The following is a 22,531-nucleotide window of genomic DNA, read 5'->3' as shown; positions in this document are numbered from 1 at the left end:
GGACCGTGGCAGGGGTAGTGAGGCTGGTCACCGGCCACGACGGGACCCGGATCGCCGTGCGCGAGTCCGGCGACCCGGCCAACCCGCCGGTGGTGCTGGTGCACGGCTGGGCGCAGTCCGGCGCGGTGTGGGACGGGCAGGCGCGCGCCCTGGCCGCGGACTTCCACGTCCTGGCGCCCGAACTGCGCGGCCACGGCGCATCCGAGGACCCCGGGTCCGGGTACGGCGACAGCGCCGCCTGGGCCGGGGACCTGGCCGCCGTCCTGGCGCTGAACGAGCGGCCCGCCACCGTCGTCGGCTGGTCCTACGGCGGCCTGGTCCTCACCGACTACCTGCGCGAACACGGCGACGACCGGCTGGCGGGCCTGGTCCTGGTCGGCGCGCTCACCGAGATCGGCCGGGGCAGGCCGGGCGGGACCGTCGGCGAGGCGATGCGCGCGGCGCTGCCCGCCGTCCTCGACGAGGACCCGGCCCTGGCCATCCCCGCCCTGGTCGCGCTGGTCGAGGGCATGACCGCCGAGCCCGCCCCCGGACCGGACGTGCAACGGCGGGTCGGCGCGGCCCTGGCCGTCGCGCCCGCCGTGCGCCGCGCGCTGTTCGCCCGCACCGTGGACAGCGCGCAGGTCCTGGACAAAGTTCGCAAACCGGCGGTGGTCGTGCACGGCACGGCTGACGCCGTCGTCGCCCCGGCCGCCGCGGAGTACGCGGCCGGGAAGATTCCGGGGGCGGTAGCGCGTTGGTTACCCGGAGTGGGGCACCAGCCCTTCACCGAGCGTGCCGACCTCTTCACCGACCTGGTCCGCGCGCTCGCGGGTGGTCGGAAGGAGTGACTGGAGTGCCTGGAGTGACGCAGCTTCACCGGCCGCGCAGGGTGGCGGTGCTGTCGGTCCACACGTCCCCGCTCGAACAGCCGGGCACGGGCGACGCAGGCGGGCTCAACGTCTACGTCAGTGAGACAGCGCGCAGGCTGGCCGCGCGGGGGGTGGCCGTCGAGGTGTTCACCAGGGCGACCTCGTCCGACCTGCCGCCGTCGGTCGAGCTGGCCCCCGGCGTGCTGGTCCGGCACGTCACCGCCGGGCCGTACGAGCCGCTGGAGCGCTCCGAGCTGCCCAGCCAGCTCTGCGCGTTCACCTCGGGGGTGCTGCGCGCCGAGGCCCGCCAGGAGCCGGGCCACTACGACCTCGTGCACTCGCACTACTGGCTCTCCGGCCAGGTCGGCTGGCTGGCCAGGGAGCGCTGGGGGGTGCCGCTGGTGCACACCGCGCACACCCTGGCCAAGGTCAAGAACGCCGCACTCGCCGACGGCGACGCCCCGGAACCCCGGGTCCGGGTGATCGGTGAGCAGCAGGTCGTCGAGCAGGCCGACCAGTTGGTGGCCAACACCGCCGTCGAGGCCGGGCAGATCGTCGACCTCTACGGCGCCGACCCGGACAAGGTCCGCACCATCGCCCCCGGCGTGGACCTGGACCGCTTCCGCCCGGCCGACCGGCACGCCGACCGGGCCGCGCTGGGCATCCGCCCGGACGCCGTCGTGCTCGCCTTCATCGGCCGGGTGCAGCCGCTCAAGGCCCCGGACGTGCTGCTGCGCGCCGCCGCCGAGCTGCTCGCCCGCGGCGGGGTGCCGCGCGAGCGCCTGGTCGTGCTGATCGTGGGCGGGCCGTCGGGCTCCGGCCTGGAGCAGCCCGCCGCCCTGCAGGAACTCGCGGCGAGCCTGGGCATCACCGACGTGGTGCGGTTCCTGCCGCCGCAGGCCGGGGCGGCGCTGGCCGCGGTCTACCGCGCCGCCGACGTGGTCGCCGTGCCCAGCCACAACGAGAGCTTCGGCTTGGTCGCCCTCGAGGCCCAGGCCTGCGGCACGCCGGTCGTGGCCGCCGCCGTCGGCGGGCTGCCGGTCGCGGTGTCCGACGGCTGCTCCGGCCTGCTGGTCGCGGGCCACCGCACCGGGGACTGGGCCGACGCCCTGGGCAGGCTGGTGCGCAGCCCGGCCCTGCGGTCCGAGCTGGCGGGCGGCGCGGTGCTGCACGCCCACGAGTTCTCCTGGGACCGGACAGCCGACGCCCTGCTCGCCGGGTACCTCGACGCGGGCCGCGCACTGCGGCGGGCACTGCCCCGTGTTGGAGTAGCGGTGTGAGCACCCAACTCGACCAGGTCATCAAGGCCGCCCTCGACGAGCGCGAGCTGGCCTACGACAACCCGCAGCCCGGCCGGTTCATGGTGGTCCTGCCCGGGACCAAGAAGCAGCAGACCAACTGCTGGCTGATCGTCGGCAAGCACGCCATGCTGGTGGAGGCCTTCGTCTGCCGCCACCCCGACGAGGCGTTCGAGGACGTGTACCGCTGGCTCCTGCGCCGCAACGCCCGCCTGTACGGCGTGCACTACACCATCGACAAGGCAGGCGACATCTACCTGGTCGGCCGCGTCGGCCTGCACGCGGTGACCCCCGACGAACTGGACCGCCTGCTGGGCCAGGTCCTCGAAGCCGCCGACGGCGACTTCAACACCCTGCTGGAGATCGGCTTCGCGACGGCCATCCGGCGGGAGTGGGACTGGCGGACCTCACGGGGCGAGTCGCTGGCCAACCTCAAGGCCTTCGAACACCTCCTCGAGCCCGCCCAGCGCCAACCCATGTCGGACGAGACCTGACACCACCGCTCTGTCGTCGCACCGAGGTGGCTGTAGAGCGTGTGACCTGGGTGCGGGTCAAGATCAGTGGGAGTCGCCGCACTTGGTGGGCTGATGGTCGTGACCGCGGGGTTCTTCGGATCGAGAGATCAAGGCGAACACGACGGCACCGAACATCAGGATCAGCGCCATGTGGAAGCTGCGTTCGGAACTACCGATCGATGGCCAGGACAGCAGGTCGACGAGCGCACCGAGCAGCCACAGCCCGACCGCGAAATATCTGGTCATTCCACAAGTGTTCCTGATCGGGACCGGTCAGCGCCGCGCCCAAGACGCGGCGGTGGTCAAAGGCACCACCCTGCTCGGCGCTGAGCCGTGGGCCGACGACACCCCGGCATGCGCTCACCTGACGGCCGCTGCGCTCGCCAACAATCTCCCCACCTGGTGCAGTCCAACCCTTCCCGTGTCGACGCGCAGTCGTGACCATCCCGGCTTGAACCGCTGTCCCCCCAGTTCCGTCTTCAGGGTGAAGCTCACTCGGACTGAGGGGACGCAGGACATGGACAGCACCACCTCGAGACGGGCCCGTCGCACGGCGGGCTTGCTGGTTTCCCTGACCGCGATGGTCGCCGTGGCGTCGTGCTCGGCGGACATGTCGGGGTCGGGCGCCGCGCCCGCGGCGGTGGCCCCCGACGCCGGGGTCGCGGCGCCCGAAGGGGCCAGGGGCGGTGGGGGGACGGGGCGCGAGCAGGCCCGGCAGCAGGAGCAGGTCGCGGCGCCGGGGGTGGACCGGAAGCTGGTCCGCCGGGCGGATCTGACGCTGGCCTCGGACGACGTCGGGGAGGCGGCGGACCGGGTGCGGTCGGAGGTGTTGGCCGTCGGGGGGTTCTCGGGGGACGAGAAGATCACCGAGCGCGTGGCGACGATGACGCTGCGGGTGCCAGCCGACAAGCTCGACGCGGTGCTCGGGCGGATCACCGGCGGGGAGATCGGCGAGGTGCGGTCGCGGGGGCAGTCCGCCGAGGACGTGACCGAGCAGTCGGTCGACCTGGAGAGCCGGATCAAGACCCAGCAGGCCAGTGTGGAGCGGGTGCGCGCGCTGCTGGCGGACGCGAGCTCGGTGGGCGACGTGGTCCAGATCGAGGGTGAGGTGACCCGCCGCGAGGCGGAGTTGGAGTCGCTGCTGGCCCGTCGGGACGCGCTCGCGGGCAGCGTGGCGTTGTCGACGGTGAGCGTGCGCGTCGAGCGGACCGATGCCGTCACCGCGCCCGAGGAGCCCGACGAGCCCGGGTTCCTCGACGCGTTGGCCGTCGGGTGGGACTCGCTGGTGTTCGGCGGCAGCGTGCTGCTGCGGATCGTCGGCTTCGTGCTGCCCTTCGCGGTGCCCGTCGCGCTGGTCTGGTGGTTGGCGCGGCGGCTGCGCAAGCGCTTCAAGCCGACCCCGGCGCCCGCGGCGCAGGACTGATGGTGGAGTCGCGGGGCGGTCCGAGCGAGGGGGGAGTCGCGTTCCCGGACCGCCCCGCGGCTCCAGACCCACCGGGCCACCGAGGCGGGGGGCACCTGGGGCCCATGTGGGTTCCTGCGGCTCGGCAGGGGAGTCGAGCCGCGCGGGACACCCCACACGGATCAGGGAGTGCATGGAGCTGATCCGTCGAGGCTGATGCCAACTTGTCAGATAGTGGACATCGGCACAAGGCCGCAACGTCCTTCGATCGGGCGGTTTTTGGTGGTCAACGTCTCAATCCTGTAACGCGCTTGTCCTGTTGTCGGGACCCATACCGGATGGCGACGTTTCCTACATCTGAATGGGTGTCCTCCTATAGGGGGATGACCTGGGCTGAGCCATTCGGGGCAACCCGGCGCGTCCGACGGACGCACGCGCAACCGCGATGCCCTGTCAAGCGCACCGCGCCCGCGGCGCTGCTGCGGGCGGCGCGGATCTGGCAGGCTGCGCGCATGTCCATCGGAACCTTGGTGCTGCTCCGGCACGGCGAGAGCGTCTGGAACGCACAGAACCTGTTCACCGGCTGGGTCGACGTCCCCCTCTCGGAGAAGGGCGTCGTCGAGGCGTCCAGGGGCGGGACGCTGCTCAAGGAAGCGGGCATCCTGCCCGACGTGGTGCACACCTCGCTGCAACGCCGGGCGATCACCACGGCCAACCTCGCGCTCGACGCGGCCGACCGGCACTGGATCCCGGTCAAGCGCGACTGGCGGCTCAACGAGCGGCACTACGGCGCGCTGCAGGGCAAGAACAAGAAGGAGACCCTGGCGGAGTTCGGCGAGGAGCAGTTCATGCTCTGGCGCCGCTCCTTCGACACCCCGCCGCCGCCCATCGAGAGGGGCAGCGAGTTCAGCCAGGACGCCGACCCGCGCTACGCCGACATCGGCGGCGAGGCCCCGCTGACCGAGTGCCTCAAGGACGTCGTCGTCCGGCTCGTGCCCTACTGGGAGAGCGAGGTCGTGCCGGACCTGCGCGACGGCAAGACCGTCCTGCTCGCCGCGCACGGCAACTCGCTGCGCGCGCTGGTCAAGCACCTCGAGGGCATCTCCGACACCGACATCGCGGGCGTCAACATCCCGACCGGCATCCCGCTGCGCTACGACCTCGACGAAGACCTCAAGCCGGTGACGGCGGGCGGGACCTACCTCGACCCCGCCGCGGCCCAGAACGCCATCTCCGCGGTGGCCAGCCAGGGCCGCTGACCCCTTCGCCGAGCAGAGCCGGGCGGGAGCGATCCCGCCCGGCTCTCCGTTTTCCCGACAGGTCCTCGGGCCGCAACCCGGGCGTCGGCCACGCGCCACCCGGGCGGCGGCAAGTGGGTGACACCGGGACCACCGGCGGCTTACTACCGACTAGTAGGACACGGTCGGGTGAACTGATGTCGTCCGCCGCGCGAACAACACCCAGGTCAGTGTCGCCACTGTCACGGAAAGCGTGATCAGGCTGGTCAAAACCCTCGTCCGGCTGCTTACGATCCCCCCGTGGCCGCTTCGGTCTGTACCGCGATCTCGCTCGGCGCCCTCGGGGTCGGGCTCCTCATCGGCTTCGTGCTCGGCCGGGGCAGGCGCGCCGGGGCGCGCCGGGGCCCGGTCGGCCCGACCGTCGCCGAGCTGGTGCGCAGGGTCATCCACTCCTCGCACTCCGCCGTGCTGGTGCTCAACCGCTTCGGCGACGTCGTCATCCACAACCCGAGGGCCGAGGCCCTCGGGTTGGTGCGCAACCACCGCGCCGACGACCGGGCCCGCAAGGCCGCCGAGGTCGTCCGGGAGACCGGCGACCCGATCGAGGTCGACCTGTCGCCGCTGGAGTTCCGGGGCGGGCGCAGCCCCGAGGCCGTCCTCGGCGAGATCCGCCCGCTCGGCGACGGGTTCACCGCCGTCGACGCCGACGACCAGTCCGAGATGGTGCGGCTGGAGGCGACCAGGCGCGACTTCGTGGCCAACGTCAGCCACGAGCTCAAGACCCCGGTCGGGGCGATGGCCCTGCTCGCCGAGGCCGTGCTCGACGCCGCCGACGACCCGGTCGAGGTGCGCCGGTTCACCACCAAGATCCTCAGCGAGGGCAACCGGTTGGGCACCCTGGTCACCGAGCTGATCGCGCTCTCGCGGCTGACCGGCGCCGAGCGGCTGCCCGACCTGCACGCCGTCGACGTCGACGCGGTGGTCGCCGAGGCGATGGGCCGGGCCGCCCCGGCGATGGACAAGGCAGGCATCCAGATCACCCTCGACACCGAGAGCGAGCTGCTCGTCGAGGGCGACCGGCCGCTGCTGGTCACCGCCCTGTCGAACCTGCTGGAGAACGCGCTGGCCTACTCCCCGTCCGGGTCCCCGGTCTCGGTGAGCCGCAGGCTCGCCGAGGACGAGATGGTCGAGATCGCGGTCACCGACCGGGGCATCGGCATCGCCGAGGAGGAGCAGCAGCGCGTCTTCGAGCGCTTCTACCGGCTGGACAAGGCCCGCTCGCGGGCCACCGGCGGCACCGGCCTCGGCCTGGCCATCGTCAAGCACGTCGCGGCCAACCACGGCGGCGAGGTCAAGCTCTGGAGCAAGCCGGGGCTGGGCTCCACGTTCACCCTGCGCATCCCCGTCCACCACGCCGCCGTGCTCGCGCGCGTCGGCGACCGGGGCGACCGCCAGCCGGCGGAAAGAGGAGCCCTGTCGAAAGTCGACAGCGGCGCTAGCGATCATCACGGAGGACCGGCATGACGAGGGTGCTGATCGTCGAGGACGAGGAGTCCTTCGCCGACCCGCTCGCCTTCTTGCTGCGCAAGGAGGGGTTCACCGCCGCGGTGGCGGTGACCGGGCAGCAGGCGCTGGAGGAGTTCGACCGCAACGGCGCCGACATCGTTCTGCTCGACCTCATGCTCCCCGGCATGAGCGGCACCGACGTCTGCAAGGCGCTGCGCCAGCGCTCCGCCGTCCCGGTGATCATGGTCACCGCCCGCGACAGCGAGATCGACAAGGTGGTCGGCCTGGAGCTCGGCGCCGACGACTACGTCACCAAGCCGTACTCGGCCCGCGAGCTCATCGCCCGCGTCCGCGCCGTGCTGCGCCGGGGCGGGGAGGCGGGCGGCGAGGGCGAGCTGCTGCCCCAGGTGCTCTCCGCCGGGCCGGTCCGGATGGACGTCGAGCGGCACGTGGTCACCGTGGCCGGGACCGAGGTGCCGCTGCCGCTCAAGGAGTTCGACCTCCTCGAGTACCTGCTGCGCAACGTCGGCCGGGTGCTGACCCGCGGCCAGCTCATCGACCGGGTCTGGGGCGCGGACTACGTCGGCGACACCAAGACGCTCGACGTGCACGTCAAGCGGCTGCGCTCGAAGATCGAACCGGACCCCGCCGCTCCCCGGCACCTGGTCACCGTGCGCGGCCTGGGTTACAAGTTCGAGTCCTGATCGGGGCAATGTACGGTTCAGCCCGTGCGCCTCGGTGTGCTAGACGTCGGCTCCAACACCGTCCACCTGCTCGTGGTGGACGCGCATCGTGGTGCCCACCCGACGCCCGCGCGCTCGGAGAAGACGGTGTTGCGGCTGGCTGAGCGGCTGACCCCGGACGGGCTGCTGTCCGCCAAGGGCGCGGACGACCTCGTCCGCACGGTGGCCGAGGCCAAGGCCTCTTCGGTGCGGCTGGGCTGCGCGCAGCTCCTCGCCTTCGCCACCTCCGCGGTGCGCGAGGCGGGCAACTCCGCCGAGGTCCTGGCCAGGGTCGCCCGGGAGACCGGGGTGGAGCTGGTCGTGCTCTCCGGCGAGGACGAGGCCAGGTACACCTTCCTCGCCGCCCGCCGCTGGTACGGCTGGTCGGCGGGCAACCTGCTGGTCGCCGACATCGGCGGCGGCTCACTGGAGCTCGCGGCGGGCATCGACGAGGAGCCGGACTTCGCCGTCTCCGTCCCGCTGGGGGCGGGCCGGGTCACCAGGACCCGGTTCACCGCCGACCCGCCGACCAGGACCGAGGTGGCCGCCACCGCCGAGTGGCTGGCCGACCAGCTCGCCCCGGTGGCCAAGCGCGCGGCCAAGTTCGGCGCCCCCGACCGGGCGGTCGCCACCTCCAAGACGTTCCGCAGCCTGGCCAGGCTGACCGGCGCCGCGCCGTCGTCGTCCGGGCCGCGGGCGCGGCGGGTGCTCACCGCGGCCGGGCTGAGCCAGCTCATCAGCTTCGTCTCCCGGATGTCGGCCGCCGACCTGGCCGAGCTCGACGGGGTCAGCCCGAGCCGGTCGCACCAACTGGTGGCCGGTGCGCTGGTGGCCCAGGCCACTATGCGAGCGTTGTCACTGGCCGAACTGGAAATCGGCCCGTGGGCGCTGCGTGAGGGTGTCATCCTTCGACGGCTGGACCAGACGAATGGTGAGGACCACACTGACAAAGCTGTATGACTGGTAAGTGGGCGGCCACCGACCGGGTGCCGCCGCGGGATCGTGTGGGCCCTGGACTGTTCGGCCCGCACGGGGCACGGTGGAGTGGATGAGTCAAGAAGGCGGACCGGAGCGCACGCAGCGCACCGTGGCCGAGTTGCTGGCCAAGTACGGCGGCAACTCGGACGAGGGCACGCCCAAACGGCGCCGCCGCAGAGCGGACGACGCCTCGGACACCGCGCCGCAGGCCATCATCGACCGGGTCATGTCCGACAGCGGCCAGATGCTGCCGATCCGCGACGACCAGGGCCCGCACGAGCGCGCCTCGCACCGGCCGCGCCGCGACCAGCGGCCATCAGAGCCCCAGGCGGATCGACAGCCCCCGGCCGACCGACAGCCCCCGGCCGACCGACAGCCCCCGGCCGAGCAACAGCCCCCGCGCAGGCAGCCGCCGCCGAACCAGCAGCGGCCGGGCCCCCCGCCGCCGCAGGCCAGGGCCGCCCAGGACCAGCAGGCCCCCGAGCGGCCGCCGAGCAGGCCCATGCCCAGTGGCGCGCACGAGCGCCCGCAGGTCGACCGGTCCCCGGCCGCCGAGCAGCCCCCGACCGAGCGCGGCATCCCGCCGCTGGCAGGTCCCCCGGACCGCCAGCCGCCGCCGCGCAGACGCACGCTCCCCCCGCAGGGCGGCGCCCCCGCCCAGCCGCAGGCCGACGCCGAGCCTGCGCCGCGCAGGTCGCTGCCGGCGCGCGGGCGCTCCGGCGACGCCGCGCTCGAGACCGGCCGGTTCGACCCGGCCGCCCGCCCCGACCAAGCCCGGCCGGAGCAGCCGCGCCAGGAGGGCCACCAGGAACCGCCGCGCCGCGACACCCGGATGGAGGGCACCCGCCCGGACATGCCCGACCTGGGCCGGGGCGAGAAGTCGGTGACCGACCTGCCGCGCCGCCAGCGCGGCCGCCAGGAGCCGCCGCAGCCCGACCCGATGACCGAGCTGCTCCCCAGGGTCCCCGACGACGCCGAGCCCGGCGCCCGTCGGCGCTCTCCGCTGCTGCCCCGGCGCGCCCCCGGCACCTCCCGCCGCCCCGGCGGACCCGCGCAGGGGCCGCCGGTCGCGCCGCAGCACTCCCAGCCGCTGCCCCGCGGCGGGGAGTTCGCGGGCAGCGCCGACGAGACCGCCATCGACCCGCAGGGTCCGCCGACGGAGTTCCACGAGCCCGTCGAGGGCTTCGACGACAAGGCCGCCGCCCGGTTCGACGGCTACCAGGCCCACGACGACTACCCCGAGCTCGGCGGCCAGCGCGGCCGCCCGGCCCTGGCGGACCGCGGCCAGGGCGGGTCCGACGAGTACGACCTGAGCAGGCTCGACGGCTTCGACCCGGACGCCGACGACGACGACCGCCCCGGCCGGACCAGGACCGACCAGCGCGGCGACTTCGGTGACCGCGATGACTTCGGTGACCGCGACGACTTCGACGCGCCCGGCGGCCAGGACGACCTCGAGGAGCTCACCGACCTCGACGAGGACGCCGACGACGAGGGCGGCGAGGCCTCCCCGGCCCGCGAGTGGCTGGTGATGGCGGGCCAGCTCGCGCTCGGCGTGGTCGGCGGCGCGGCCGTGTGGCTCGGCTTCAACTGGCTGTGGCGGGTGGTCGCGCTCGCCGCGCTGTTCGGCGCGGTGGGGATCATCGTCGGCCTGGTGCTCATCGTCCGCAAGATCCGCAAGGCCGAGGACCTGCAGACCACCGTGCTGGCCGTGCTCGTCGGCTTGGTCGTGACCGTCTCACCGGTGGTCCTGCTGCTGCTCGGCCGTTGACCGGCGTCCCGGTCGGCCTGTCCACGGCCTCGGTCTGGCCGCAGACCGCGGCGACCGCGTTCGCGCTGTCGGCCGACCTGGGCTACGACGGCCTCGAGGTGATGGTCTGGGCCGACCCGCTCAGCCAGGACGTCCCCGCGCTCGCCCGCCGCTCGCGCTCCACCGGGGTGCCGGTGCTGGCGGTGCACGCGCCCTGCCTGCTGATCACCCAGCGGGTCTGGTCGCCGGACCCGGTGGTGCGGCTGCGCAAGGCGGTGCAGGCCGCGCAGGACCTCGACGCGCGGACCGTGGTGGTGCACCCGCCGTTCCGCTGGCAGCGCCGCTACGCCGACGGGTTCGCCGACCTGGTCGCCGAGCTGGAGGACGCCAGCGGGGTCGCGGTGGCGGTGGAGAACATGTTCCCGGTGCGCCGCGGCCTGGGCCGGGGGCGCGCGGTGGAGCTCTCGGCCTTCCGCCCGTCCATCGATCCCACCGACGAGGGGCACCGCAACTACACCCTGGACCTGTCGCACTCCTCGGCCGCGCGGATGGACGCGCTGGCCCTGGCCGACCGGATGGGCGACGGCCTGACCCACGTCCACCTCGCCGACGGCAGCGGCCTGCCGCGCGACGAGCACCTGGTGCCCGGTCGCGGCGACCAGCCGTGCGGGCCGCTGCTGGAGCGGCTGGCCGCCACCGGGTTCGCCGGGCAGGTCGTGCTGGAGGTCAACACCCGGCAGGCCAGGGCGCCGGGAGCGCGGGTCGCCCTGCTGCGCGAATCACTCGCCTTCGCCCGCCTGCACCTGGCCCGCCAGCGTCCCTGACCAGGGGCGCGGGCACCCGGGCGGTCGTAGAGTCCGGGTGGTGAACCCACTGCGCTCCTTGATCCTCGCCGCCGCGCGCAACGGCCCGACCCGGAGGCTGGTGGCCACCGCCCCGGGCAGCCGGGCGGTCGTCCGCCGGTTCGTGGCGGGCGAGGGCACCGCGTCGGCCGTCGCCGCGACCCGGCGGCTGGTCGACTCCGGCCTGTCGGTGTCCCTGGACTACCTCGGCGAGGACACCACCGACGCCGCGCAGGCCGACCGCACGGTGGCGGCCTACCTCGACCTGCTCGCCGCCCTCGGCCCGCTCGCCGCGCACGCCGAGGTCAGCGTCAAGCTCTCCGCCGTCGGCCAGGTGCTCGACGAGCGGCTCGCCCTGGTCAACGCCGCCCGCATCTGCGCCGCCGCGGCGGAGGCGGGCACCACCGTCACCCTCGACATGGAGGACCACACCACCACCGACTCCACGCTGCGCGTGCTCGCCGAGCTGCGCCGCGAGCACCCGTGGGTCGGCGCGGTCCTGCAGTCGTACCTGCGCCGCACCCTCGACGACGTCCTCGCCCTGCGCGGCCCCGGGTCGCGGGTGCGGCTGTGCAAGGGCGCGTACGCCGAGCCGGAGCCGGTGGCGTTCCAGGGGACCGCCGAGGTCGACAGGAGCTATGTGCGCTGCGCCAACGCCTTGCTCGCGGGCGAGGGCGTGCCCATGCTCGCCACCCACGACCCCAGGCTGGTGCGCATCGTCGAGGAGCGCGCGCGGGCGCACGGGCGGGAGCCGGGCAGCTTCGAGTTCCAGATGCTCTACGGCATCCGCCCCGACGAGCAGGCGCGGCTGGCGGGAGCGGGGCACACCGTGCGCGTCTACGTCCCCTACGGTGGCCAGTGGTACGGGTACCTGATGCGCAGGATGGCCGAGCGACCAGCGAACACGGCCTTCTTCCTGCGCGCCCTGATGACCCGTTCCTAGTCCGCGAGAACGCGGGAGCGACCGGTCGCGCGCAGACGGGTGGCCCGGCGCGCGGCACGGCGTCGGGGAAGGCGGACCGGCGTGGCAGGCTGTGGCCATGAATAGCGCTGCTGGGCACGGCGACGTGCCTGCGTTCGCCCCGGCCGGGGCGGGGGCGTTCGCCTCAGCGGTGCGGGTGCGCCCGCTGGGCGACGGCACCTTCACCACCGACCTGCCCGCCGCGTGGACGGTCGGCGGCCGCCCACACGGGGGATTTCTCATGGCCCTGCTGGCGAAAGCCGCGGTGGCCACGCACAGCGGCAACGGCGCCCCGCTGGTCGACCCCCTCACGGTGAGCGCGCAGTTCCTGCGCCCACCAGGGGTCGGCCCGGTGCTGCTGCGCACCGACGTGCGCAAGTCGGGCAGGCGGACGACGGTCGTGTCCGTCTACTTGGAACAAAGCGGGCGCAGTTGCGTCGAGGCCGTGGTCACCACCGGCCGCCTGCCGCGCGAACGCGCCGCCTGGACCGACCTGCCCAACCAGGCCCCGGAGCCGCCGGGCAACGCCATCGACCTGGCGGCGATGCCCTCGGCGTCGGTCTTCAAGCTCAGCGAGTCCTGCGACGTGCGCCTCGACCCCAACGGCGCGGGTTTCCTGCACGGCCAGGTCGGCGACCCGCTGCGGCTGCGGCTGTGGGCGCGCCCGCGCGGCGAGCACCCCGACCCGCTGTTCGCGCTGGTCGCCGGCGACATCTCGATGCCGGTCACGTTCAACCTCGGTCGGGTCGGCTGGTCGCCGACGGTCCAGCTCACCGCGCACCTGCGGTCGCGGCCCGCGCCGGGCTGGCTGCGCATCCTGGTGGAGTCCAAGGCGGTGCACGGCATGTGGTTCGACGCCGACGCCACCGTGGTCGACTCCACGGGTCGGCTGGTGTGCCAGGCGCGTCAGTTGGCGCTGTCGGCGATGGGCTGATCGCTCGCGGCGTCGATGAGCGCGTTGGCCTCCTCGATCTGCAACCACGCCAGCCGGGGGCGCAGGCCGAGTTCCTGCTTGGCCGTCGCCAGCAGCTCGTAGGGCCTGCGCCGGTGGCGCAGCAGTTCGTCGTTCTCGGCGGTGAAGACGCGCAGCAGGGTGGCGCAGTGGTAGAGGTAGGCGGCGGCCTGGTTGGCCAGCCTGGTCAGCTCGGGTGAGCCGTCGCCCATCTCGCGCAGCCGGACGGCGGCCTCGGACAGGTGGCCCGGCGTGGGGCGCAGGTCGCGCAGCAGCCGCAGCAGCTCGGTCGCGTCGGCGTCGTCGGGGAGCTGGCCGGTGGCGATCTGCATCGCGTGCGTCTTGCGCTCCAGGTCCTCGGTGATCAGCCGGTCGGCCACGTCCGCCAGCGAGGGGCGCTCGATGACACCCGCGACGGCAACCATCGCGCGGGTGAACCGCCGCACGTCGCGGGGCAGGCCGCCCGCCAGGCAGTGCGCCAGCCGCACGAACGGCTGCGGCAGCCCGACGACCCAGCTGTTGAGCAGCGTCGAGGTGTCGGACAGGTCGAGGTGGTCGACGCGCACGATGTCCTCGAACGCGCTGTCGAAGGCGTCGCGCACCGGCATGCCGCGCCGCTCGAACGCCGCCAGCGCGTCGTCGGACACCGAGATCACGAACTGCGTCCGCGGCGCGGCGAACGCGCCCTTGATCTCGTTGACGAACCGCTGCGCCGCCTCCGGCGACTCGATCTTGTCCAGCTCGTCCACGGCGATCACCACCGCGGGCTCGCCCGGCGCCACCTCGGCCACCCGCCCGAGGAACGCGGCGAACTGGTCGATCACCTCCGGGTAGGTCAGCGCTTGCTCGGCCAGTTGCAGCGACCGGTTCCACGCCCCCTCGGTGCCCGCGACCGCGAGCTTGCCCGACCAGCCGTGGGTGTGGGTCTGCAAGTAGCGGATGCGCCGCAGTTGCTCCTCCGCGTGCTCGGCGAGCTGGGTGAACGGGCCCTGCCCGTCGCCTGCGCGCCGTCCGAGGAGCCACCGCCCGGCCGCGCGCAGCCCGCGCAGCGCGGGGAGCACCACCGGGGCCAGCGCGACGGCGAGCAGGACCACCGCCACGGCCGCCAGCACACCTGCCGGGATCAGGCCGAGGTGCGGATCGGCCGCCCGCTGCCACAGGGCCTTGCCGACCAGCCCGCCCCAGCCGACCACCGGCACCGCGGCCAGTGCCGCCGCGGCCAGGACGATCAGCGCCAGCACCGCGAACCGGGCGACGTGGTAGCCCGCCCCGGTCCGCCGCGGCCGCGGCCGCTCCTGCTCGGCCCGGTCCAGCACGGCCAGGCACACCTTGGCGAACAGGTGCAGCAGGAAGTCCCTGGCCTCGTACTGCACCGGCGCGGACACGACCACCTTGAGCGGGCGCACCCCGGCCGCGGCCTGTCCGGCGAACGCCTCGATCAGCGTCGTCTTGCCCACCCCGCGCGGCCCGGCCAGCCCGATCGACCCGCTGCGCACCCGCGCCACCGCGTCCCGGAACCGGACCACCGACCCGGTGACCTGCGCGTCCGTGGCGGCCCGGTCGCCGACCAGGCCGGGGGCGTCCCCCGGGGCGATCTCCAGGGTGGTGCGCTGCCCCGACGGACCCAGCTCGCGGTTGATCGCCTGCCGCATGACCGACAGCACGCTGGCCCGCGCGGCGGTCCGCCACGCCGCGCGGGCCTGCTCCAAGTCCTCCCTGGCCCGCCGGACCCGGTCGCGGACGGTGTCCGGCAGCACCTCCAGGAACATGGTCAGCAGCCCGAACAGGGCGATCAGCCCTGCGGGGACGACCGCGACGTAGCGCCAGAAGCCCATCGGCTCCCAGAACGAGATCACCGCCCCCAGCGGGACCAGCCCCACCAAGCCCAGCGCGACGCCGATGGTCCGGTCTCGCTCGGTCGACTCGACCGCGTTGGTGTTGCGGGCGGCTCCCAGCGCCCCGATGGCGTCGGCCAGCGCCTTCTCCGCGGCGTCGACCCGGACGGTCAGCGGGGACACCGCGGCCAGGATGTCGGCCCACTCCCCGTCGACCCTGGCCACCAACTGCTGCCGGTCCACCCCGGCGCGCTCACGGCCCGCGGCGATCTCGGGGTCGTCGGCGGCCTCGTCGGCGATCGCGGTCAGCTGCTCGTACAGCCAGGTGCCGCCCGGCTCGGTCACGGCTGCATGGCGCGGTAGCTGTCCACCGCCTCGTCGACGGCGGCGGGGACGTGGTCGTGGCGCAGCACCCGCTCCCACAGCTCGTCGTCGGTGCCGCCGCCGAGGTGGTTGCGGTCGACGGTCTTCTGGAAGGCGCCGAGCACCAGCGCGCCGCCCGCGGCGGCCAGCAGCACGCTCACGCCGAGGACCCACAGCCGGGCGCCGGGGTCGATGTCGTTCCACTGCACGCCGACGACCACGAGCAGCGGCACCAGCAGGGCCGCGCCGATCAAGCCCATCACCCCGGCGGGTGGCCTGCGCTCGACGGCCGCGCGGGACGCGGCGGCGCGGCGGACGTCGCGGGCGGCCTCGGCGGCCAGCTCCGCGCGGCGGGCGTCCAACTCGGCCCAGAGCTCGTCCTGCGGCATCCCCGCGGCGGTCATGGCGGCGACGGCGGCGGGTTGGCGGACGGCCTCTTCGATGATCTCGGTCAGCATCTCGTCCCGGGTCACCACAAGATCGTAGAGCCCTCGGCAAACCGCCCTCCCGGATGGCCGATAGCCTGCGGGTATGGCTGAGAACAGGGCGCAGCGGCCGGTCATCGGGGTGTTCGGTGCGGGCAAGATCGGGGAGGCGCTGCTGTCCGGCCTCCTGCACGGCGGGCGGGAGCCGGGTGAGCTGGTGTTCACCGAGAAGTCCGCGGAGCGCGCCGCCGCGCTGACCGAGGCGCACGGGATCGCCTCGGCAGGCGTGGCCGAGGCCGCGGCACGGGCCGACGTGCTGGTCGTGGCGGTCAAGCCGCAGGACATCGAGCCGCTGCTGGACCAGTTGGCCCCGGTGGTCGACAAGTCCAAGCTGGTCGTGTCGCTGTGCGCTGGGCTGCCCACGGCGCTGTTCGAGCGGCGGCTGGCCGCGGGCGTGCCGGTCGTGCGGGTCATGCCGAACACGCCGATGCTGGTCAACAAGGCCATGAGCGCGATCTCGGCCGGGGCGCACGCCGGTCCGGAGCACCTGGCGCTGGTCGAGGACGTGCTCGGCGTCGTCGGCAAGGTCGTGACCGTGCCCGAGGCGCAGCAGGACGCGGTGACCGCGCTGTCGGGCTCCGGCCCGGCGTACTTCTTCTTCCTGGTCGAGGCCATGATCGACGCGGGCATCCTGCTCGGCCTGCCGCGCGCGGTCGCCCAGGACCTCATCGTGCAGTCGGCCGTGGGCGCCGCGGCGATGCTCGACGAGGGCGGCAACCACCCGGTGACGCTGCGCGAGGCGGTCACCTCCCCGGCCGGGACGACGATCATGGCGATCCGCGAGCTGGAGCGGCACGGGGTGCGCGCGGCCCTGATCGCGGCCATCGAGGCCGCCCGCGACCGCTCCGCCGAACTGGGCGCCGCACACCGACAAGAGTGAGTTCCAGCCCGAGAATTTGATCGATACAGCTCCTAATAGGGCCTTGTCAGCGAGGTGCGGGCGGATTTTTTATCCGAATGAGGCGTCGCATCAGTCACACGTGTCCCGCTACCCTCGATCGGAGCACGTGCGTGTCGATACCGTTGGTGGGGAAGCCGACGGCGCGACGCGTGTTGAAGGTTGCGGTGATCATGGCTGTGAAACGCGAGGAGGGGCGGCGGGATGACCCGCCGACATTGCCCCAGGTCAAGTTCCTGACCGTCGCCGAGGTGGCCACGCTGATGCGGGTCTCCAAGATGACGGTCTACCGGCTGGTCCACGGCGGCGACCTACCCGCGGTGCGGGTGGGCAAGTCGTTCCGGGTCCCGGAGAAGGCGGTGCACGAGTACCTGCAGAACGCCTACTTCGACGCCGGGTGACGACGGGCCCCCTCGTCGGGGGCCGCGAGTCCACCAGGTAACCTGGACCCTCGTTGTGCCTGGTGTCTTGGCGCGCGTCCCCTGGACGTGGCAGCACCGGAGCGCCGGACACCAGTACGACCAACGGACAGGAGCTGAGGACCCACATGGGCTCGGTCATCAAGAAGCGCCGCAAGCGCATGTCGAAGAAGAAGCACCGCAAGCTGCTGCGCAAGACCCGCGTCCAGCGTCGCAAGCTCAAGAAGTAGCTTCTCGACAGCATTGCGACGGCGGCCTGTGCTCACTTGAGCACAGGCCGCCGTCGCGTTCGGAGCAACCACCCGAACACCCCATGTGACCTGCGTTAAGAGTCTGTTGCCCGAGTGGCGGGCCGGGCAGGTCCGCGTACAGTCGGTAGGGCCTACCGCCCCCTCTTGTCGGGATTGCCATGACACCCAAAGTGGTCCTGGTGACCGGTGTCGGCGGCTATCTCGGCGGCCACCTCGCCGCCCGGCTGGCGGCCAACCCGGACATCGAGCGCGTGCTCGGCGTGGACACGGTCCCGCCGCACCGCGACGTGGTCCGCACCCTGGGGCGGGCGGAGTTCGTCCGGGCCGACATCCGCAACCCGCTGATCGCCAAGGTCATCACCTCGGCGAACGTGGACACCGTGCTGCACGCCTCCCTGACCGCCGTCCCGCCGGGCCCGACCCGGCGCACCGCGCTCAAGGAGATGAACGTCATCGGGACCATGCAGCTCCTGGCGGCCTGCCAACGGGCCCCGTCGGTGCGCAAGCTGGTCGTGAAGTCCACGGCGGCGGTCTACGGGGCGGGCGCCCGGTCGCCCGCGGTGTTCACCGAGGACGACACGCCCAAGGACATCTCCGCCAGCGGGCCCGCGCGCGACGCGGTCGAGGTGGAGCAGTACGTGCGCGGGTTCGCCCGCCGCCGCCCGGACGTCGAGATCGCCCTGATCCGGCTGACCAACCTGATCGGCCCCCGGGTCGACACGCTGCTCACCCGCTACTTCTCGCTGCCGGTGGTGCCGACCGTGCTCGGCTACGACGCGCGCATCCAGCTCCTGCACTCCGAGGACGCCCTCGCGGTGCTCGAGCAGGCCGCGCTGCGCCCCGGCGGCGGGGTGTTCAACGCGGGCGGTGACGGGGTGCTGATGCTGTCGCAGGCCATCCGCCGCGCGGGCCGGGTGCAGCTCCCGATGCCCGCCGCCGCCATGCCCACCGCGGGCAGGCTGCTGCGCGGCGCGCGGCTGGTCGACTTCAACACCGACCACGTCCGCTACCTGAACTACGGCCGGGTCGTGGACACGACCCGGCTGCGCACCGTCTTCGGGTTCACCCCCCGGTGGACCACCCGGCAGGCCTTCGACGACTACGTGCACGGCAGCGGGATGCGCCCCGTGCTCGACCCGTCGCTGTTGGCCGGTTTGGAGAGCCGGGTCCTGGGGACCCGGAACTAGCCGACGCACGCGGAGGAGCAGGAATGCAGGAAGCCAGGGTGATCCCGCTCCAGCGGACCGAGCGGCACCGTCGGTTCAATCCGCCGCCGGTGGTCACCGAGGGGCCCGCTGTGGAGCCCACCCCGCTGCGGCCGGGGGCGGTCGAGCCGGAGGTGGCCGGTCTGCGCCGCGGTGTCGCCGACGCGCTGGCCTTCGCCCGCCGCCGGATGACCGGCGACTACCAGGTCGACGAGTTCGGCTTCGACCCCGACCTCACCGAGACCGTGCTGCTGCCCCCGCTGCGGGCGGTCTACCAGAAGTGGTTCCGCGTCGAGGTCAGCGGCGTGGAGAACCTGCCCGCCGACGGCGGCGCGCTGATCGTCTGCAACCACTCGGGGACCTTGCCGCTGGACGCGATGATGACCGCCATCGCCGTGCGGGACAACCACCCGGCGCAGCGGTACCTGCGGATGCTGGGGGCCGACCTGGTCTTCCAGGTGCCCCTCCTCGGGGCGCTGGCCCGCAAGTCCGGGCAGACGCTGGCCTGCAACCCCGACGCCGAGCAACTGCTGCGCTCGGGCGAGCTGGTCGGCGTGTGGCCGGAGGGCTTCAAGGGCATCGGCAAGCCGTTCTCGGAGCGGTACAAGTTGCAGCGCTTCGGCCGCGGCGGGTTCGTCTCGGCCGCCATGCGCACCGGGGTGCCGATCATCCCGTGCTCGATCGTGGGCGCCGAGGAGATCTACCCCAAGATCGGCGACCTCAAGGCCATCGCCCGGTTGTTCGGGCTGCCGTACTTCCCGATCACCCCGTTCTTCCCCCTCCTCGGCCCGCTCGGCGCCATCCCGCTGCCGTCCAAGTGGCACATCCGCTTCGGTGAGCCCATCCCCACGGACACCTACGAGAAGGACGCCCAGGACGACCCGATGCTGGTGTTCAACCTGACCGACCAGGTCCGGGAGACGATCCAGCAGACGCTGTACCGGATGCTGACCCAGCGCGGGAACCCGTTCCTCGGGTAGGAGGACTACCGCGCCAGGTGGTATTCCGTCAGACCCCGGATCACCGTCGTCTTCCGCCACTTGTGCCTGCCGACCGGCTTGAGGTCGGGGACGCGCTCGGCCAGTGCGGAGAGGGCGATCTCGCCTTCCAGGCGGGCCAGTGGGGCTCCCAGGCAGTAGTGCACGCCGCTGGAGAAGGACAGGTGCTCCCCGGCGTTCTCGCGGTGGACGTCGAACCTGTCCGGGTCCGTGAAGACCTCGGGGTCCCGGTTCGCCGCGCCCAGGCTGCACACGACCATCGTGCCTGCCCTGACCCGCTTGTCGGCGATCTCGATGTCTTCGTGCGGGAAGCGCTGGGTCATCTGCACCGGTGACTCGTAGCGCAGGACCTCGTCCACCGCTTTGGCCGCCAGGTCCGGGGCGGCGGTCAGCTCCGCCCACTGGTCCGGGTGGGCGGCGAAGGTGTGGACGGCGTTGCCGATGAGGTTCGAGGTCGTCTCGAAGCCCGCGATGAGGAGCAGTTCGCAGGTGGAGAGGAGTTCCTGCTCGGTCAGCTTGTCCTCGTCCAGTGCCTGCACCAGGGCGCTCACCACGTCGGGGCCCGGAGACGTGCGGCGTTCGGCGATGAGGCGGGCGAACAGCACCCGCAGGTCCCCGGTGGCGTCCCGCAGCGCCCTGGCGTGCGCGAGGGAGCGGACACCGTCCAGGGAGGCGCCCAGGACCCGGCCGTAGTGCAGGAACTGGGCCGAGTCGACGTCGGTGACGCCCAGGAGGTCGCTGATGACGGCGATGGGCAGCGGGGCGGCGAAGTCGGCGATGAGGTCGAAGGTGGGACGGGCCAGGGCGTCGTCCAGGAGGCGGTGGGTGGTCTTCTCGATGCTCTCCCGGTAGCCGGCGATCTTGGCCGGGCCGAAGGCGGGCCGGGCCAGGGCGCGCAGGCGGGTGTGGTCGGGGGCGTCCTGCTCCAGGAAGCTGTGGGACACCTCGTGCGCGGCGGGCAGGGGCGAGCGCGTGACCGGCTCGGGCTGTGCGCCGTCCGCCGTCCGGACCCCCAGGCGGCGGTCGCGGAGCAGCTTGGCGACCACGGCGTGCCTGCCCACCGTCACCGCACCGGTCCTGCTCCGGTGCACGCCCGTGCCCCCGCGCATGGCGGCGTGCCAGGGGTACGGGTCCTTGCGCCACGGGGCGGCGACCAGACGCGCCAGGGGGTCGCCGTTCGCGGCGATGCCCCAGACGGCGACGCGCATGAGGGTGAGCCTGCTGCCGACGACCAGTTCATCCCGGATACCCATGGGATTCAGACTAGGCGCGCGGCGGCCCGCGGGGGAAGGGCAGCCGCGATCGGGCCATCAGGCCACGATTTCTTTGACTCTCCAAACGGGTGAATTGGGCGGGTCTCGACTCCTTCGATCCTTTGTGGTCTGCTTGTTCTGACTAGTATTACCGTGTTTTATATGGTGTAACCGCGGTTCGGTGCCGAGTGCCGGTCGACGACCGCCCGTCGGATGCGTCCCACACAGTAAATTTCCCGCTTCAGCGCACGCGCGTCCTTGCGGGGGTGGAAAGGAAGACGTGTCCGGTCAGAGGAAGAATCCACAAGCGCGCGATCGCACCATCGGCGCGCAACTCAAGGCCGTTCGGGTGGAGCAGACGTCGCTGAGCCTGGAGGCCGCCGCGAAGGCCCTGGGTTGGTCGGCGGCGACCCTCAGCCGCACCGAGAACGGCAAGCGGCACATCACGAGCGAGGACGTCGCTGTCGTCTTGACTACCTACGGGGTGCCGGTGGCGCAGCGCGAGGAACTGATCGAGAGCGCCCGGTCGGGCGTGCAGGCGGCCGGGTGGTGGTCACGCCCGCTGCCCGGGGTGCTCCCGGACGTAGGCACCCTGGCCAGCTACGAGGCATCCGCCAGGGCGATCACGAACTGGTCGATCAACTCCGTCCCCGGGCTGATGCAGACCGAGCGGTACGCCAGGGGGATCATGGTGAGTGACGGCTACGGGCCGCAGGACGTCGAACTCCGCTGGCTCGCGCGCAAACGGCGGCAAGGGGTGCTGCCCAAGGTCGACTACGTGGCCTTCCTCCACGAGAGCGCCCTTCGCCACCCGTTCGGTGGCATTGACGCGCTTCGGGAACAGTTGGACCACTTGATGGAGGCATCCACTCGGGGCTACAGCGTTCGCGTCGTGCGGGGACGTGTGCCGCACCGCGCGCTAATCCATCCCTGGATGCTGCTGCACTTTCCCGAAGCGCCCCCGGTGGTGAATGTCGAGCTGTACGAAAGCAGCGTTTATCTGCACGACGGCGAGGTGGACAGCTATGAGAACATGCGCTCGGTGCTCGATCGTTTGGCCCTGTCAACTGCGGAAAGCCGCAGTACGATCGAGCAACTACGAGAGAGGTTGTGATCATGGAGTGGCGCAAGTCTTCCCGTTCCGGCAGTAACGGTGACTGTGTCGAGCTGCGGCAGGATTTGGCGGCCGTGCGGGACAGCAAGCGCCCCGGCGTCAGCCTGCCCGTCACCCGGGACGCCGTTCGCGAGCTGATCACCCGACTCACCCGCTGAGCAAGCCCCGGGTGGTCACCGATCCCGGTGACCACCCGGGCGCCAGGGAGCTCGTGTGAGCGTAGAACGGATGGCCGCTGCCGTGCGCGCGGCGCTCGACCAGCTCCCTCCCGTCGCGCTGGACGAGGCGGAGACTCGGCTGGATGAAGCCCATCAGGTGTTGCAGAACGCAGTGGGCGGGTCGAATCAGCCTGATATCGGCCAGGCTGTGGCAAAGCTCGCCGAGGCGCGGCAACACCTGGCGGACGTCCGCTCGTTGACCCAGCGGACGCGTGCTCTCCTGGAGGGGTACCTCGGCCGGGTGGCGGGCAGGTCCACGACGGTTGCTGCTGCCACGGCCCCCATCGGAAGGGCTGGTCCGCCTGTCGCCAGTTCGGGACCGCGCAAGCAGGAGCGCCCGCCCCCGCCTCCGGATGTGTTAGCTCTCCTCGGCGACCTGCCAACCAAGGTTCCCAAACCGAACCCGGATGGCCGCAAGACTTACGGCAAGGTCCTCGGCACCCGACCGGTGAAGTGATCAAAAGTGCGGACGACGCC

24 protein-coding genes are annotated in these 22,531 nt (G+C 72.8%); 20 read left to right on the top strand and 4 right to left on the bottom strand.

From position 1 onward, the window contains the following. The first annotated feature begins 5 nt into the window (after positions 1-5). The 3 genes from GCL84_RS25425 to GCL84_RS25415 are packed head-to-tail and all read left to right on the top strand — an operon-like array spanning position 6 to position 2,643. Positions 6-830: an alpha/beta fold hydrolase gene (locus GCL84_RS25425; protein WP_235926689.1), complete on the top strand. Its 825-nt coding sequence runs from the start codon at positions 6-8 to the stop codon at positions 828-830. 14 nt (positions 831-844) lie between these two features. Continuing rightward, a complete protein-coding gene (gene mshA, locus GCL84_RS25420; RefSeq protein ID WP_235926687.1) occupies positions 845-2,131 on the top strand; it encodes a D-inositol-3-phosphate glycosyltransferase in 1,287 nt (428 codons plus the stop codon). A 20-nt stretch (positions 2,132-2,151) separates the two neighbouring features. After that, positions 2,152-2,643 (top strand): type III secretion system chaperone family protein, encoded by a 492-nt coding sequence (locus GCL84_RS25415; protein WP_407924433.1) that lies wholly within the window; start codon positions 2,152-2,154, stop codon positions 2,641-2,643. A 63-nt stretch (positions 2,644-2,706) separates the two neighbouring features. Here the strand turns inward: GCL84_RS25415 and GCL84_RS29505 are convergent, their stop codons facing one another. Beyond that, positions 2,707-2,910 carry a hypothetical protein gene (locus tag GCL84_RS29505; RefSeq protein WP_197523497.1) on the bottom strand — a complete coding sequence of 68 codons (204 nt, stop codon included), beginning with the start codon at positions 2,908-2,910 and terminating at the stop codon, positions 2,707-2,709. A gap of 271 nt (positions 2,911-3,181) precedes the next feature. Here GCL84_RS29505 and GCL84_RS25410 point away from each other — a divergent pair, with 271 nt between their 5' ends. The 9 genes from GCL84_RS25410 to GCL84_RS25370 all read left to right on the top strand — a co-directional run bounded on the left by GCL84_RS25410 (position 3,182) and on the right by GCL84_RS25370 (position 12,997). Beyond that, on the top strand, positions 3,182-4,087 hold the full coding sequence (locus tag GCL84_RS25410) for a DUF4349 domain-containing protein (RefSeq protein WP_197523496.1): 906 nt from the start codon (positions 3,182-3,184) through the stop codon (positions 4,085-4,087). A 491-nt stretch (positions 4,088-4,578) separates the two neighbouring features. Further along, positions 4,579-5,325, top strand: coding sequence for a phosphoglyceromutase (locus GCL84_RS25405; protein ID WP_156758062.1), 747 nt, complete (start codon positions 4,579-4,581; stop codon positions 5,323-5,325). 279 nt (positions 5,326-5,604) lie between these two features. After that, on the top strand, positions 5,605-6,828 hold the full coding sequence (locus GCL84_RS25400; RefSeq protein ID WP_156758061.1) for a sensor histidine kinase: 1,224 nt from the start codon (positions 5,605-5,607) through the stop codon (positions 6,826-6,828). Continuing rightward, positions 6,825-7,514 (top strand): response regulator transcription factor, encoded by a 690-nt coding sequence (locus tag GCL84_RS25395; protein ID WP_156758060.1) that lies wholly within the window; start codon positions 6,825-6,827, stop codon positions 7,512-7,514. Before GCL84_RS25400 ends, GCL84_RS25395 begins: the two co-directional genes overlap by 4 nt. Positions 7,515-7,538: 24 nt before the next feature. Continuing rightward, positions 7,539-8,492, top strand: a complete 954-nt coding sequence (locus GCL84_RS25390; RefSeq protein ID WP_156758059.1) for a Ppx/GppA phosphatase family protein — start codon at positions 7,539-7,541, stop codon at positions 8,490-8,492. An 88-nt stretch (positions 8,493-8,580) separates the two neighbouring features. Further along, a complete protein-coding gene (locus tag GCL84_RS25385; RefSeq protein ID WP_156758058.1) occupies positions 8,581-10,281 on the top strand; it encodes a hypothetical protein in 1,701 nt (566 codons plus the stop codon). Continuing rightward, positions 10,278-11,084: a sugar phosphate isomerase/epimerase family protein gene (locus GCL84_RS25380; protein WP_156758057.1), complete on the top strand. Its 807-nt coding sequence runs from the start codon at positions 10,278-10,280 to the stop codon at positions 11,082-11,084. Before GCL84_RS25385 ends, GCL84_RS25380 begins: the two co-directional genes overlap by 4 nt. Before the next feature lie 40 nt (positions 11,085-11,124). Further along, a complete protein-coding gene (locus GCL84_RS25375) occupies positions 11,125-12,045 on the top strand; it encodes a proline dehydrogenase family protein (RefSeq protein ID WP_156758056.1) in 921 nt (306 codons plus the stop codon). Positions 12,046-12,142: 97 nt separating this feature from the next. Further along, positions 12,143-12,997 (top strand): thioesterase family protein, encoded by an 855-nt coding sequence (locus GCL84_RS25370; protein WP_156758055.1) that lies wholly within the window; start codon positions 12,143-12,145, stop codon positions 12,995-12,997. On the opposite strand, the gene GCL84_RS25365 is transcribed toward GCL84_RS25370, so the two are convergent. Continuing rightward, entirely contained in the window at positions 12,970-15,195 is a 2,226-nt protein-coding gene (locus GCL84_RS25365) for an ATP-binding protein (RefSeq protein WP_156758054.1), read from the bottom strand. The two genes, GCL84_RS25370 and GCL84_RS25365, sit on opposite strands and share 28 nt — an antisense overlap. Further along, positions 15,192-15,686: a hypothetical protein gene (locus GCL84_RS25360; protein WP_156758053.1), complete on the bottom strand. Its 495-nt coding sequence runs from the start codon at positions 15,684-15,686 to the stop codon at positions 15,192-15,194. The genes GCL84_RS25365 and GCL84_RS25360 overlap by 4 nt, the downstream gene beginning before the upstream one ends. A gap of 58 nt (positions 15,687-15,744) precedes the next feature. On the opposite strand from GCL84_RS25360, the gene proC reads away from it, so the two are divergent. From proC to GCL84_RS25335, 5 genes are all read left to right on the top strand, one after another. Continuing rightward, positions 15,745-16,578, top strand: coding sequence for a pyrroline-5-carboxylate reductase (proC, locus tag GCL84_RS25355; RefSeq protein ID WP_156758052.1), 834 nt, complete (start codon positions 15,745-15,747; stop codon positions 16,576-16,578). Positions 16,579-16,769: 191 nt separating this feature from the next. Next, entirely contained in the window at positions 16,770-16,997 is a 228-nt protein-coding gene (locus GCL84_RS25350; RefSeq protein ID WP_156758051.1) for a helix-turn-helix domain-containing protein, read from the top strand. 146 nt (positions 16,998-17,143) lie between these two features. Beyond that, a complete protein-coding gene (locus GCL84_RS25345) occupies positions 17,144-17,245 on the top strand; it encodes a 30S ribosomal protein bS22 (RefSeq protein ID WP_018684825.1) in 102 nt (33 codons plus the stop codon). Positions 17,246-17,424: 179 nt separating this feature from the next. Continuing rightward, positions 17,425-18,453, top strand: a complete 1,029-nt coding sequence (locus GCL84_RS25340; RefSeq protein WP_156758050.1) for an NAD-dependent epimerase/dehydratase family protein — start codon at positions 17,425-17,427, stop codon at positions 18,451-18,453. A 23-nt stretch (positions 18,454-18,476) separates the two neighbouring features. Further along, positions 18,477-19,451, top strand: coding sequence for a lysophospholipid acyltransferase family protein (locus GCL84_RS25335; RefSeq protein WP_156758049.1), 975 nt, complete (start codon positions 18,477-18,479; stop codon positions 19,449-19,451). Between the two features lie 5 nt (positions 19,452-19,456). Here GCL84_RS25335 and GCL84_RS25330 read toward each other — a convergent pair whose 3' ends face one another. Next, positions 19,457-20,722, bottom strand: a complete 1,266-nt coding sequence (locus GCL84_RS25330) for a cytochrome P450 (protein ID WP_156758048.1) — start codon at positions 20,720-20,722, stop codon at positions 19,457-19,459. Positions 20,723-21,002: 280 nt separating this feature from the next. On the opposite strand from GCL84_RS25330, the gene GCL84_RS25325 reads away from it, so the two are divergent. The 3 genes from GCL84_RS25325 (at position 21,003) to GCL84_RS25315 (ending at position 22,511) form a co-directional block, all read left to right on the top strand. Continuing rightward, complete coding sequence (locus tag GCL84_RS25325; protein ID WP_197523495.1) at positions 21,003-21,836, top strand: helix-turn-helix domain-containing protein; 834 nt, start codon at positions 21,003-21,005, stop codon at positions 21,834-21,836. Between the two features lie 2 nt (positions 21,837-21,838). Then, complete coding sequence (locus GCL84_RS25320) at positions 21,839-21,994, top strand: DUF397 domain-containing protein (RefSeq protein ID WP_156758046.1); 156 nt, start codon at positions 21,839-21,841, stop codon at positions 21,992-21,994. A gap of 70 nt (positions 21,995-22,064) precedes the next feature. Beyond that, a complete protein-coding gene (locus GCL84_RS25315; RefSeq protein WP_156758045.1) occupies positions 22,065-22,511 on the top strand; it encodes a hypothetical protein in 447 nt (148 codons plus the stop codon). The last annotated feature ends 20 nt before the right edge of the window (positions 22,512-22,531 follow it).

Origin of the sequence: Actinokineospora pegani (assembly GCF_009745975.1) — a bacterium.
Classification (GTDB): Bacteria; Actinomycetota; Actinomycetes; order Mycobacteriales; family Pseudonocardiaceae; genus Actinokineospora; species Actinokineospora pegani.
Note: the sequence above shows the minus strand (reverse complement) of the source record. Positions and strands in the feature narration are given on the sequence as shown.